Source organism: Leucobacter sp. CX169 (assembly GCF_017161405.1).
In the GTDB taxonomy this organism is placed as follows: domain Bacteria; phylum Actinomycetota; class Actinomycetes; order Actinomycetales; family Microbacteriaceae; genus Cx-87.
In genome coordinates, this window is sequence record NZ_CP071051.1 from 1,724,099 (window position 1) to 1,737,824 (window position 13,726).

Consider the following 13,726-nt stretch of genomic DNA (forward strand, 5'->3'; position numbering starts at 1 on the left):
CGCCCGAGCGCTATCGCTCGTTCCAGAGCCGCTCGAGCTCCTCGACCCCGCGCGGGTGTTCGCCTTGCAGCTCGATCCCCTCGGCGACGTAGAACAGAGTGACATCGATGCGGCCCGCGTCGATCCCGGTGTGCGCCGCGTACGCGTGGCGATACAGGTCGAGCTGCAGGAATCGGCTGGCCTTTTCCGCCTGGTCGCGGGGCGCGCGTCCGGCCTTCCAATCAACAATCTCGAAGCGCGCGTCGTCGCCCTCCCCCTGCTGGTAGACCGCGTCGAGTTTGCACACGAGCCTCGATCCGGCGAACGGGATTGACACTTCCTGCTCGACCGCGATCGGCATCAGCTCGGCCCACCGCGACGCCTCGAAGTGCGCGATCATCGGGGCGAGCGCCTCGGCATCGTCCGCAAACCGGTCATCGAACGACGCCTCGGCCTCGGCCTCGGCCTCGAGCTGATCGTCGAACTCATCCGCGCGCCGGTCCTCAAGATCGACATCCCACGCAAAGAGGGCCCGGGCGGTGCCGCGCGCGGTCGTCGCGCGGCGCTCGACCCACTCGTGGAAGCGGTTGCCCACGCGGGTCTGTCTGAAGGGGCGCTCCGGCATCGGGCGCAGCCTCCGGCGCTCGGCGGCTGCGGGGTCGGCAATGATCTCGTGAAACAGCGATGCATTGATGCGCTCACCCGGTAGCAGCTCAGTACGCCCGGGGCGGGCCACCGCGGCGGCGTCCGCGTCTCGCTCGGCGAGCAGCAGTCGCACCGTCGGATCGAGCGGCGGGGCGGAATCGCCTGCGCCGCTTTCCCCAGCGACCGCATCGATGGACTCGCGCACGCGTTCGGCAGCGGCGAGCACCTTCTCCCGTCGCCGACCCAGCGGGTCGAGCGGCCACTGCAGCGTGAGCTCGGCGCGCTCGCTCGGGTCCTCGTCATATTGCGAAGCCTCCGGCGGCGCGGTGATGATGCCTGCCTCGCCGAGTTCGCTCAGCACGATCGACGGGCCGCGCTGGCCCTTCTGCCCGCCCCAATACGACCCTGTGAGCAGGAGCCGATCCCGTGCCCGGGTGAGCGCCACGTAGGCGAGTCGCCGCTCGTCTGCGGCGTGCCGCTCGGCGAGCTCTGCCTTGTACGCGGCGATGTCGTTCTTCAATTCTTGCTGCGTCGCGGCAATCCGCCAGTTCAGTGCTGGTCTCGACGCGGCGTCTCCCCGCAGCTCGTCGGGGAGCTGTCCGACCCGCAACCAACCAGTGCCCTCGCGCGGCTTCGACGGAAACTCGCCGGCCACAAGGCGCGGGATCGCGACCAGGTCCCATTCGAGGCCCTTCGAACTGTGCACCGTGATCAGCTGGACGGTGCCCGGTTCGGGCTCGGGGACGTGTTCGGCGTGCGCGTCGTCGCCGATTGCACGATCGAGCCAGGCGAGTAGCGCCGGCAGACTGCCGGATTCGTCGGTCGAGACGAACCCCTCAATGAGTTCGTGGAACGCCTCGAGATTCGCGCGGGCCGTCGCCGACCCGGCGTGACTCGCGCGCTCGTTGGCCTCGAGTTCGATGTCGAGGCGGAGGGCATGCTCAATCTGGCGGACGAGCTCGGGCAGACCCGCGCCGACCCCGCGCCGGAGCTCGGCAAGCATCGTCCCAGCGTCGCGCAGCCGTTCTCGTCCCACCTCGCTGATCGAACGCATCGCCGTGTGCGAATCAGGCAGCCGCGGGATCTCGTCGAGCGCGTCGAGCAGCGTCGTGCGACGGTCGGGGTCGGGCAATACCCCGTCGGGCGCGAGATCCTCGTCGCTCAGCTGCTGCTGCGAGGCGTCGCGCCTTGAGAACCATCGCATCGTGTCGCGAAGGCCCGACAGGTCGGCGACCCCGATCCCGAAGCGCGGGCCCGCAAGCAATCTGATCAGGGGCCCACCAGCGTCGGCCGACCAGATACAGCGCAGCGCGGCAACCACGTCAGTGATCTCGGGGGTGGTGAGCAGGCCGCCGAGCCCGACGATCTGGTTTGGCACCCCGAGCTCGGTGAGCGCTGCAGAGAACGCCGCCATGGGCCGGCGATTACGCATCAGGACCGCGGCCGTCGGCAGGGACCCAGTGCGGGCGAGGTGTTCGTCCCGGGCATCGCGCATCCAGACGGCAAGCGCCGCCCGCTCGTCGTGCACCGTCTCGGGATAGCGCACCTCGATGGTTCCCGCGGGGGCGCCGGGACGCGGCGACAGAACGGGCACCGCGATCGGGGACTCGGCCGCTAGTGGACCCGCTACCACGTTCGCGGCGTCCAAGACCACCGCGGCGTTTCGCCAGCTCGTCGACAGGCTCAGGGTGACGGACTCCTGCGCCGCGCCACCGCCCGGGCCGCCAGGACCGTCCGAGCCGCCGGAGCCGCCCGAGCCTGCCGGGCCTCGGAAATCGCGGTGAAACTGCGGCAGGTTCTCGCTCGAGGCGCCGCGCCAGCCGTAGATGGACTGGTGCGGGTCGCCCACGGCCATCACGGTCTCGCCGGCGAAGAGCTTCGCGAGTAGGCGGGTCTGCCCGACGGAGGTGTCTTGCACCTCGTCGAGCAGCACAACGGGGCTGCGACGCCGTATCGACGCGGCAGCCTGTGGGGAACGCTCCACCACCTCGAGCGCGAGCGCGACCTGGTCCGAGAACTCGAGCCAGCCACGGCGCTGTTTCTCTGCGGCATAGCTCGCGGCGAGGCGCGAGATCAGCGCGGTTCCGCCGATCGCATCGACCGCCTTCACGATGTCGGCGTATTGCTTGCCACTCGGCTGTCCTTTTCGCACCTCGGCTTCGTTGTAGGGCAGTGTGAGGACTCGAGCGAACTCCTCACCGACCAGGTCGACGCGACCAAAAGACGAGAGGTGCTCGTGCACCGAGCGATCCAGTTGCAGGACGAGCTCGGTGAGGCGGCCGAGCGAGAGCTCGGACTCGGGCAGCGCCGTGTCGGCACTGGTGCGCACGACCTCGCGGGCGAGACGCCAGGCGCTCGCGTCGTCGAGCAACACGGCGTCCGCCGCCACGCCCGCGCTCGCGCCGAACTCCTGCACAATTCCCGAGGCGAACGCGTTGTACGTGCTCACTTGTGGAAGGTCGAGGCCATCCGCGAGCGCGTCGATGAGCGCGGGCGCCCGCTCCGCCTCGGATGCGCTGAGCGCGCCCCCGGCACGCGCCGCGTCGAGCTCCTCCGCGAAGGTGATGAGCCGCAGCCGCACGCGCTCGGCGAGCTCGCTCGCGGCCTTCCGTGTGAAGGTCAGGCCGAGCACCCCGTCCGGTGGCACGAGCCCGTTCGCCACGAGCCAGACGACTCGGTTCGCCATCGTCTCGGTCTTGCCGCTGCCGGCCCCGGCAACGACGAGTGCGCTGCCCCCAATGGGGTGTTCGATCACGCGTTGCTGTTCGGGCGTGGGTACTCGGGCCTCGCCGCCCGGGCCCGCCAATAGCTGGGCGATGCGCGGTGCGCTGAACGGCGTGGTGATCTCGCTCACTCCTTCGGTCGGCATGGTCACCCGGCACTCACCGCCGGGACAATGTGGATCTGGCAGCTTCCCGGACGGTACTCATCGGTGCAGTGATGCTCGACGCGAGCCGTGAATCTGCCGGCGGCCATGACCTCGGCGGCTGCGGCCACGCGCTGCACAAACGCTTCTCGTTTCTCCGCGTCGAGCGGCTCCTGCGCGAACTCGCGAAAGCTCTGCCCCCGACCCGTGGCGTCGGGGTGGACATAGAGCAGCCGGGCGCCACCGTTCGCAGGAGCCTCCGCGGTGCCGACAGCGTCCGCGCTCTCCCCCGCGCCCGCGTCCGCGTCCTGCTCGGCGAACGCACCCTGCTCGGCGAACGCGCCCATGAGCGTGGCCAGCTGGTAGGCCTGCAGCTGGGCGTGCTCGGTGACCTCGGCCGCCGAGGGTTTGGTGCGCCCCGTCTTCAGGTCGAGCACCGTGGTCTCGCGCGAGCCGGCCGCGGAGACGACGGTCTCGACGCGGTCGACGATGCCGGTCAGCATCGCTCGCCCGAGGGGTAGCGCGAACGACGCCTCAGTGCCCGCGAGTTCGCGGCCCGACCCCTCGAACTCGCGGAGGTAGTCGGCGACAGCCTGGCTCATCGCGCGGGCGGTGCCGAGCAGGCGCTCGGACTCCCACTCGGCGTCGAATGGGAGCCGGTCCCACTCTGCGGTCACCGCGGCGAGAATGCGTTCCGGGTCGGGCTCGCGGATCGTCTCGAGGGCGTGATGCAGCAGGGTTCCGATGCCGGCCGCGGCGTTCGTGTCGCCGCCGCCCAACTTCGAGATGACCCAGTCGAGCGGGCATTCCTCGGATCGTTCGAGCTGCGACGGGCTGACCCCCACGGTCGCCTCGGGATCCCCCGCAAGGTCGGTGAGCGGTGCCATAGTTGAGGGGGGCGCGACGCCGTACCAGTCGGCGGGGTCCGCGCCGGGCACGCCCTCCCGCGCGAGGGTCACGAGGGCGGCGAGGGCCGCCTCGTCGGTGGGATCAGCGGTAACGCGGCGGCGCATCTCAGCGACGGAACCGCGGAGGGTGATTCGACTGCTCGGCAGCGCATCGACGGCGTGCGCCCGGCCGAAACCGAAAAAGGGGCCCGGGTGCTGCTCGTCGTCGGCGAGAGCCAGCACGAGCAACTCCCCCGTGGCCCGCGAACAGCTCTGTGCGAAGAGCCGCAGCTCGTCGTGCATCGTCTCGCGCCGCCCGGGCGCCGAGGCCTCGCCGCCGCGCAGCCAGCGCTCCAGCGCAGCCGAGCCGAGCATCGAGCCGCGAGCGCGTAGGTTGGGCCACACGCCCTCTTGCGGGCCCAGGATCGCGACGACCGCGAACTCGCGGCCGATCGCTCCCTGCGGCGTGGTCACGGTGATGGTGTCGCGGACGCTGCGCGCCGCGAGCGAGTCCTCTGGCAGCGCGCTCGTGTCGAGTGCGACGAGCAGATCGGCGACCGACTGATCGCTGTCCTGCTCTTCGTGACGCTGGAGCGCGTAGAAGAGAGCAACGGTGGCGTCGAGCGAGCGGTTCGCCGCCGCCGAACGCGGCCCCTTGCCAGACAGTGCCTCGCGCTCCCACGAGACGGCGAGCTTTGAGGCATCCCAGAGCGCCCATAACACCTCGCGCGCCGTGCCGCCAGCCTGGTGCATGCGGGCTCCGGCGAGTGCGGTGAGCGCGACGCGGCGCAGGGCGCGGCCGCCCCGGCTGTCTACCACCGGCTCGACGCCGGGGTGCGCGAAGGCCTCGGCGACGACTTCGTCGAGCGGGCGTGGGCCAGCGACCGACACCGATCCATCCGCCTCAGTGTCGTCGCCAGCCGCCACCTCGGCCGCGCGTTCGCGCGCCTCGCGCTTTTCCTGCAGCACCAGCGCCGCGCGCAGTCGGCGCACGCCGATAGGATCGAGCCCGCCCAGGGTGCCCCCGACCAGCCCGAGCACCTCGTCTGGGGCGAGCGGATTGATGTCGAGCGCGTGCTGCATCAGGCGGATCAGTTCACGCACAATCGTGTGCTCGCGCAGCACGATGCCGCCGGCGGCGATGCCCGTCGGCACCTGCTGCGCGGCAAGCAGCCGGGCGGCGCGAGCCGCCTCGCCGCGGCTTCGGCAGATGACCGCCATCTGTGACCAGGGCACCGGTGTGCGGGTCTCCCCGCGAAGACCCACAGGACCGAGGCCGAGACGACGTTCCCGGAGCCGGTGTGCAAGCGCGCCCAGTTGCTCCGCGGACGACGCGGCCCGGGCGAACTGGATGGGATCTGGCCCGGCAAGAGCAATTGGAGCGCCCCCGGCTGCCTCGGCCCGGCGCTGCGCCCCGGCACCCGCCGCACCGATGCGGCCGGTGAGCCCGCCGACAAACTCGCGCAGCTGCGGCCCGTGCCGGTACACGCGATCGAGCACGACCAGCTCGTTCGCGCCGTCTGGCCCCGCCGCGGGCAGCGCATGCCCCCGGCGCCGGAGCTCGGACTCGAGCCTCGACAGCACCGCGGTGCCGCCGCCCTGGAACGCGCTCGTCGCGATGTCGGGATCGCCGAACACGCGGACCCGGCTGCCCCGGTTCGCGCACGCAGCCAGCAGCGCGAGGCCGCCCTCGGTGAGTTCCTGCGCGTCGTCCACAAGGATGAGCCGCGGCACCCGAATCTCGCTCGGGCCCGCAAGCAGGTCGCGCGCCGCACGCATGAGCCCGCTGGCCGGGAACTCGTGGGGGCGATCCTGCGCCAGCTGCGCGCGCACGCACGAAATCACCTCGGCCGCGAACTCCCACTGTGCACGCAGCTCTGAGTCGCCCCCGTGCCCGGCGTCATCGGCCGCGGTGAGCGCGCGCCGCAGCGCCTGGACGTCGACGCCGGCGTCGTCGAGCACCCGCCAGAGCTCGCGCAGCTCCGCGCGGAACGCGGGGGTCTCGGTGAGCTCGCGGGTGAGCCCGGCCGCGGCGATGCGCTCGTCAGTGACGCGGGCGAGCTCACGCTCGATCGCTTCGTCGTGCGCGGTGCCGGTCAGGAGCCGCGGCGCGGGCTGGTTCGCGACGGCGCGCGCCCGGGACAGGATGGTAAAGCCAAGCGACGCGGCGGTGCGGACCGGGGAGCCGTTCAGCGGCCGCGGATAGCCTGCCTCAATACGGGCGAGCAGGGACTTCGCCACGAGGCGGTTGGGAGCGAGCACCAGCAGGTCGTTCGGCGACCACCCGGGCGCGTCGGCCTGACGCAGAAACGTCTCGATCAGGACGGTCGTTTTGCCCGACCCTGGGGCCCCCAGCACGCTGGCGTGGCTGCCCGGATCAAGCGCGATCGCTGCGAGCTGCGAGGGGTCGAATTCGGACATGCGCTCATGGTAGCGAGAACCACCCACACGGCGGCTCGACGTGATCGAGCGCGCAGTCCCCGCCCGCAGGCGGCCTGCGCTAGCAGCGAACGCGGTCCCGCGCGCGCGATCGGAGCAGGCCCGCGCCCGTAGACTCTGAGCATCCCGACAATCAGGAGGCATCTCGTGGAAATCCGCATCGGCATCGTCAACTCCCCGCGTGAAATTGCGATCGAGAGCGACGCCACGCAGGCCGAGGTCCAGCAGATCGTCGAAGCTGGCCTGTCCAGCGACGCGAAGCTCGTCGCCCTGCGAGACAGCAAGGGCAAGCAGTACCTCATCCCGGCGGCGTCGATCGCCTACATCGAGATTGGTGAGGTCGCCGCCCGCAAGGTCGGCTTCATCAACTAGCTTCGGCTAGCGTCGTTCCAGCCGCACGGCCACCTCAAGGTGGCGCGTGTGGGGGAACATGTCGAATAGCCGTGCCTCGCGGACGGCGTACTGCGGCATCCGCGTGAGGTCGGCCGCCAGGCTCTCAGGGTTACAGCTCGAGTAGATGACCTGCGGCACGCCCGATGCGTCGAGCCAGTCGGCGAGCTCAGGCCCGATCCCCCGCCGCGGCGGGTTCACGATCAGCAATTCGGGCAACGCTTCGCCGCGCGCCCGGGCGCCCAGCGCAAACGCCGTCGCGTCCGCCGCGATGAACCGGGCGTCGATCCCGGCCTCCGCCGCAGAGCGACGCGCGGACTCGACCGCAGCCTCGCTCGTTTCGACACCGAGCACGATCCGGTCGGCGCTGCCGCCCGCGGCCCGAGCACAGTGCAGCGCGAACCCGCCGACGCCGCAGTACAGGTCCCAGAGAGACGCGGGCTGGGCCGCACCGACCCACGCCGACGCCTGCGCGTAGAGCGCCCGCGCAACCGCGGTGTTCGTCTGGAAGAAGCTCTGCGGGCGCAGGTGCAGCGAGACTTCGCCGAGGTCCATGTCCAGCGATTCGCCGAGCAGGAGCTCCTCGTGCTCACCCTCAAGCACCGCCCGGTGCTCGGGCAGCAGGTTCACGGAGACGACCGTCGCGAGCGGGACGAGGCGCACGAGGTCCGCCAGCAGCTCGCGGATGCGCCGCACGGCGAGCTGGCTCCGCACGACGAACCGCAACATCAGCTCTCGGCTCGGCGCCTCGGTCACGTGCACGAACTTCACCTCGCCGCGCTTGGTCGGCACGTCATACGGAGCGAGCCCGGTCAACGTCAGGAACTCGCCAATCACGGGGATCACCGCGCGAATGCCCGGCGACTGGATGCCGCAGTCGCGCAGGTCGACCCCCCGCCGGTCGGGGTCCAAGATGCCGAGCGTCGGTGCCTCGACGGTCCCCCCGATTACGAGCTTCGCCTTATTGCGGAAGTCGCGTTCGGCGCCGGGGCTCGGATCCTGCCCCGCACGCCCGTCGCCGCGGACCGGTTCGAGCCAGAGAATGTCGGGGTGCGCCGAGAGCAGCTCGCGGCAGCGATTCTGCTTGTCCGAGACCTGCCGAGGGTACGGAACGGGCAGCAGGGAGCAGGATCGGCACCGCCCCGCGTCGTAGTACGCGCACTCCATGCGAGTCCCTAGGCGGTGAGGCCGAGGGCGTCCATGCGTCGGATGTGCTCGGCGATGAGCTCGGTGAACACGGGCTCGACCTCGCTGGCCACAAACTTGCGGTTCTCGCTGAGCAGCAAGACTTCGCGCGCCACGAGCAGCGTGTCGCCGACGAGGCGGCGGCCCCAGAGCGCCAGGGAATCGTCGAGGGTCGGGTCGGCGGCGATCGCGGCCGCGAGCAGCGCCTTCAGCTCGTCGCGCCCCGATTCCCCCGTCAAGATCTGGATGGCGTCTCGGGCGTAGCCGTCGCGAATGCCACCGGCGATGCTCGCGAAGAAGCCGTCGAACAGCCCGCCGACGAGGTACACGGACAGCACGTGCTGGTGCCAGTCATTCGCCTGCACGCGCTCGAGGTAGCGATCAATGACGGGCGTGTAGGGCGCCATCACGACGTGCGGCTCTTTACCGCGGCGCCGGATCTCGGCGGCGAAGCGCTGCTGCTTCGTGAGGGCGACGCCGGCGACGCGCGCCAGCACGTCCTTCGCTTCGAGCGACTGAGCGCCGACGACCGCGCGCGTTCCCGCCTCGTAGAGTTCGAGCTGGAGGTAGGCCGACAGCCCCAAGAAGGGCAGGATCCCGGGAGCGAACTCCGCGAGCTCGACCTGCTGGGCGTCATCCCCCTGTCCGCGCACACGAATCTTCCGCGCGGGAAGGGCAGGGGTACGCAGACGCCGGAACCAGGAAATCACGTCTTCAGTGTATCCGGCACACTATGCGCGTCGCCGAACGCGCCGGGGCCACGCCGGTAGACTGCTCGTATCGCGAGCGCCGAGGAGCGCCCGCCGCTACGCCTGGGACGTGAATCAGGGCGTAGACCTCACCTCCACACGGAACAGGACCGCACGTGACCACTTTCGCAGAACTCGGTGTCGACCAGGACATGGTTGATGTGCTTGCCCAAGAGGGCATCGTCGACGCCTTCCCCATTCAGGAGCAGACGATTCCCCTCGCGCTCTCGGGGCAGGACATCATCGGTCAGGCCAAGACCGGTACCGGCAAGACCTTCGGCTTCGGGCTTCCCCTGCTGCAGCGCATCGGCGCGAACCCCGAGCCGGGCGTGCAGGCGCTCATCGTCGTCCCCACCCGCGAGCTATGCGTCCAGGTGTACCAGGACCTCGAGCTCGCCGCGCGGGACCGCAAGGCGACCGTCGTGCCGATCTACGGCGGCAAGGCATACGAGGGCCAGATCGAGCAGCTGAAGGACGGCGCGCAGATCATCGTCGGCACCCCCGGCCGACTGCTCGACCTTGCGCAGCAGCGCATCCTCAACCTCAAGAACGTGCGCGAGATGGTGCTCGACGAGGCGGACAAGATGCTCGACCTCGGCTTCCTTGCCGACATCGAGAAGCTCTTCTCGCAGACCCCCGCGGGCCGCCACACGATGCTGTTCTCGGCGACTATGCCCGGCTCGATCGTGACGCTCGCCCGCCGCTTCATGACGAAGCCGATCCACATTCGCGCGACCGACCCCGACGAGGGCGTCGCGCAGGCGAACATCGAACACATCGTCTACCGCGCACACTCGCTCGATAAGGAAGAGGTCATCGGCCGCATCCTGATGGCTGAGGGCCGCGGCAAGACCGTGATCTTCACGCGCACGAAGCGCGCCGCCGCACGCCTGCAGGAGGAACTGACCGACCGTGGCTTCAACGCCGCGTCGGTGCACGGCGATCTGAACCAGGATCAGCGCGAGCGCGCCATGGCGTCGTTCAAGGCCGGCAAGAAGGACGTCCTCATCGCGACCGACGTCGCCGCCCGCGGCATCGACGTCGACGACGTCACGCACGTGATCAACCACACCGTGCCCGACGACGACATGACGTACCTGCACCGCGTGGGACGCACCGGCCGCGCCGGCCGCACCGGCATCGCCGTCACGTTTGTCGACTGGGACGACCTGCACAAGTGGGCCCTGATCAACAAGGCCCTCGAATTCGGGATGCCCGAGCCTCTTGAGACCTACTCGTCCTCGCCGCACCTCTACACGGACCTGAACATCCCCGAGGGCACCAAGGGCCGCCTGAAGGCGACGCCGGTGAAGGACACCGCGCCGCGTGCCGGCGCGAGCGGAGGGCGTGGCGAGCGCGGCGGTCGCGGCGGAGAACGCTCGGATCGCGGCGGGCGCGGACGCGGCGAGGGTCGCAGCGCCGGCGAGAGCCGCGAGGGCGCAGCGGCAGAGCCCGCCACGGGCGCGCGGCGTCAGCGCCGCCGCACCGAGAGCGGCAACCCCAAGGGACAGGGGCGTCACGAGACGCACGGTCACGAGTCGCACGGGCACGACTCGGACGGCGGCGGCGAGCCCGGCGCCCCGACCGCGCAGGTGTCGCTGGCAGAGGCAGCGGCGGAGGGCATTGCCCCGCGTCGCCGGCGCCGTCGTCGCCCGACGGGCGAGACGAACGCACCGGCCGCCGCATCAGGCACCGAATAGGCTGAGTAGCCACCGATCCCCATACGAAACGCCCCGCCGGTCAGACCAGCGGGGCGTTTCGTATTCTCAGAATCTAGACGGTGTCGCGACGAGCGATGTTGTAGAACCGGATCTCCTGGTATTCCTCGAGACCCTCGCCGCTGCCCTCGCGGCCGAGACCCGACTGCTTCATGCCGCCGAACGGGGCCACCACGTTCGAGGGGACGCCCTGGTTGATTCCCACGAGGCCCGTCTCGAGTTGGTCCGCGACGTTCAGCGCGCGGTCCAGGTTCTCGGTGAAGACATAGCCCGCGAGGCCGAACGGGGTGTCGTTCGCCGCGTGCACGGCCTCCTCCTGAGTCGAGAACCGGCTGATGGCCGCGACCGGGCCGAAGATCTCGGTGTTCGCGATCTCCGAGTCGGCGGGGACCCGGTCGAGGACGGTGCCCTCGAAGAAGTAGCCCTTGCCCTCGGGGGCGTTGCCGCCGGTGCGCAGCTCGGCGCCGCGGGCGGTCGCGTCGGTGACGAGGCCCGAGAGGCGCTCGACCGCGCGGCGGTCGATAACCGGGCCGAGGCCGACACCGTCAGCGATCGAGTGGCCCATGACGACCTGCGACATCTTCTCGGTGAACGCCTCGACGAACGCGTCCGCGATCCCGTCCTGCACGAAGATTCGGTTGGCCGCGACGCACGACTGGCCGCCGTTGCGCAGCTTCGCCAGCATCGCGCCGTCGACCGCACGATCGAGGTCGGCGTCGTCGAACACGAGGAGCGGCGCGTTGCCGCCCAGCTCCATCGAGCTCTTCACGATATTCTTCGCGGCGAGACCCATGAGGGTGCTGCCGACACCGGTCGACCCGGTGAACGAGATCTTGCGCACGCGTGGGTCGCCCAGCACGGCCTCGCTGAACGCGCCCGACTGGGTCGTCGTGACGATGCGCATGAGTTCGCGCGGCACCCCGGCCTCGGCCATGAGCTCCACCGTGAGCAGCGTGGTCAGCGGCGTGAGCCCGGCCGGCTTGATCACGGAGGCGCAGCCCGCCGCCAGCGCCGGCGCGATCTTCCGCGTGATCATCGCCATCGGGAAGTTCCACGGGGCGATGAGCACGGCGAGTCCGATCGGCGCACGCTTGGTGAGGATGGTCGCGCCGCCCGCGGGGTTCTCCCGATACCCGCCGGCCGGGCGCAGCAGCTCGTCGGCGTACCAGCGCACGTAGTCGGACGCGTACTGCACCTCGCCCTTGGCTTCCGCCAGCGGCTTGCCCATCTCGCGGCTGATAACGAACGCGAGGCGATCCAGGTTGGCAATCAGTGTCGCGTAGACGTTGTGCAGCACGTCGGAGCGGTGCCGCGGCGTCGTCTTCGCCCAGGCGCGGCCGGCCTCGTCGGCGATCGCCACCTGCTGCAGCGCATAGTCGACGTCGAAACTCGGCAGGGTCGCGATGCGCTGTTCGGTCGAGGGATCGAGCACCGCGAACTCGTTCGCACCCGGCTCGTGGTTCGCGAAGCCGGGCAGGCTTGCGAGCGCCGCGTCCGAGGCGGTGATCTGGTCGGCGGTCGGGGTGGGCATGGTCATGACAGGATCCTTTGGGCGTTCGGGCGGGTACGGGGCTGGCGAGCTGCTAGTGCGCGTCGAGCACGCTGCGGATCGCGGAGACGAGGTCTCCGAGCTCCTGCTCGGTGGCGATAAATGGCGGGCTGATCTGAATGGTGTTGGCGCGCAGCGGGCGCGTGATGAAGCCCAGCTCGAGCACCTGGTCGGTGATCGCCTCGGCGCTCAGGCTCGGAACGAGCTCGATGCCCCCCAGGAAGCCGCCGACGCGGGTCTCGACGACGTGCTCGTGGGTGCCGATCTCAGCCAGTAGGCCTGCGAGGGTGAGCTCGAGGCTGCCGGCGCGCGCCACCAGGTTCTCCTGCTCGAGGATCTCGAGGTTCTTGAGCGCGAGCGCGGAGCTGGTGGCGTGTCCCGAGTAGGTGGTGCCGTGGCGGTAGATCGGGGTGTTCGAGCCGGCCTCGAAGAACGGCTGCCAGAGCCTGGGCGCCACGAAGATGCCGCCGAGCTGCGCGTAGCCGGAGGTCACGCCCTTCGCGAAGGTGACGATGTCGGGCTGCAGGTCGTAGCGGGTCGACGCAAACATCTCGCCCGTGCGCCCGAAGCCGGTGATGACCTCGTCCGCGATGAAGAGGATGTCGTGCTCACGGCAGAGGCGCTTCACGCCCTCGAAGTACCCGTCCTGGGGTGCGTGCACGCCGCCGGTGCCCATCACGGGCTCCGCAATATAGGCCGCGATCCGGCCGGGGCCCACGCGCAGGATCTCGGCCTCGAGGGCCGCGAGATCGTGCTTCTCGACACGGATCGTGTCGGGGACGAGCGACTCGGTACCAAAGCCCTCGCGGTTGAAATCGAGGCCCGCGACGCTCGTGCCGTAGGCGTGGAGGCCGTGGTACGCGTGCTCGCGGCTGATGATGAACGTCTTCTCGGGCTTGCCGACCAGCGTCCAGTACCGGCGGGCCAGCTTGCAAGCGACATCGATCGAGTCCGAGCCGCCGCTGTTCAGGATCACCTTGGCATCGGCAATCGGGGCAAGCTCTACGAGCTTCTCCGAGAGCTCGACCGCCTGATCATTGAGGTAGCGCCCGAAGACGTGGTACGTCTCCAGCTTCTTCATCTGGTCGTACGCGACCTGCGCCATCTCCTCGCGGCCGTGGCCGATGCTCGTGTGCCACAGTCCGGCAGTGCCGTCAAACAGGCGCTGGCCGGCCGCGGTGGTGACGTACGATCCATCGCCCTCGGCGATGACGATCTGACGCCCGAGGACGGAGGGAATGTGCGCTTGGGCACTCCAGAGCGCGGGGGTGTGGGTCATGACTGATCTCCTTTGATGGCAGCAAGCGTGCGCGTGATGC

Annotated in this window: 8 protein-coding genes; 2 read left to right on the forward strand and 6 right to left on the reverse strand. The window is 70.1% G+C overall.

Features of this window, described 5'->3' with window-relative positions; all coding sequences use genetic code 11:
* Window positions 1-10: 10 nt before the first annotated feature.
* Window positions 11-3,478: an ATP-dependent DNA helicase gene (locus tag JW030_RS07835; protein WP_241095372.1), complete on the reverse strand. Its 3,468-nt coding sequence runs from the start codon at window positions 3,476-3,478 to the stop codon at window positions 11-13.
* Window positions 3,479-3,495: 17 nt separating this feature from the next.
* On the reverse strand, window positions 3,496-6,798 hold the full coding sequence (locus JW030_RS07840) for a UrvD/REP family ATP-dependent DNA helicase (protein WP_188046104.1): 3,303 nt from the start codon (window positions 6,796-6,798) through the stop codon (window positions 3,496-3,498).
* Between the two features lie 165 nt (window positions 6,799-6,963).
* On the opposite strand from JW030_RS07840, the gene JW030_RS07845 reads away from it, so the two are divergent.
* Window positions 6,964-7,188 (forward strand): DUF3107 domain-containing protein, encoded by a 225-nt coding sequence (locus JW030_RS07845; RefSeq protein ID WP_188046103.1) that lies wholly within the window; start codon window positions 6,964-6,966, stop codon window positions 7,186-7,188.
* Between the two features lie 6 nt (window positions 7,189-7,194).
* Here JW030_RS07845 and JW030_RS07850 read toward each other — a convergent pair whose 3' ends face one another.
* Complete coding sequence (locus JW030_RS07850) at window positions 7,195-8,373, reverse strand: methyltransferase domain-containing protein (protein WP_188046102.1); 1,179 nt, start codon at window positions 8,371-8,373, stop codon at window positions 7,195-7,197.
* Between the two features lie 8 nt (window positions 8,374-8,381).
* On the reverse strand, window positions 8,382-9,101 hold the full coding sequence (locus tag JW030_RS07855; protein ID WP_188046101.1) for a ferritin-like fold-containing protein: 720 nt from the start codon (window positions 9,099-9,101) through the stop codon (window positions 8,382-8,384).
* A 155-nt stretch (window positions 9,102-9,256) separates the two neighbouring features.
* On the opposite strand from JW030_RS07855, the gene JW030_RS07860 reads away from it, so the two are divergent.
* The gene (locus tag JW030_RS07860) at window positions 9,257-10,840 is read left to right on the forward strand and encodes a DEAD/DEAH box helicase (protein WP_188046100.1); all 1,584 of its coding nucleotides are present in this window, start codon (window positions 9,257-9,259) and stop codon (window positions 10,838-10,840) included.
* A gap of 73 nt (window positions 10,841-10,913) precedes the next feature.
* Here JW030_RS07860 and JW030_RS07865 read toward each other — a convergent pair whose 3' ends face one another.
* Window positions 10,914-12,395, reverse strand: coding sequence for an NAD-dependent succinate-semialdehyde dehydrogenase (locus tag JW030_RS07865; protein ID WP_206348538.1), 1,482 nt, complete (start codon window positions 12,393-12,395; stop codon window positions 10,914-10,916).
* 46 nt (window positions 12,396-12,441) lie between these two features.
* Window positions 12,442-13,686, reverse strand: coding sequence for an aspartate aminotransferase family protein (locus JW030_RS07870; RefSeq protein ID WP_188046099.1), 1,245 nt, complete (start codon window positions 13,684-13,686; stop codon window positions 12,442-12,444).
* Between the last annotated feature and the right edge of the window lie 40 nt (window positions 13,687-13,726).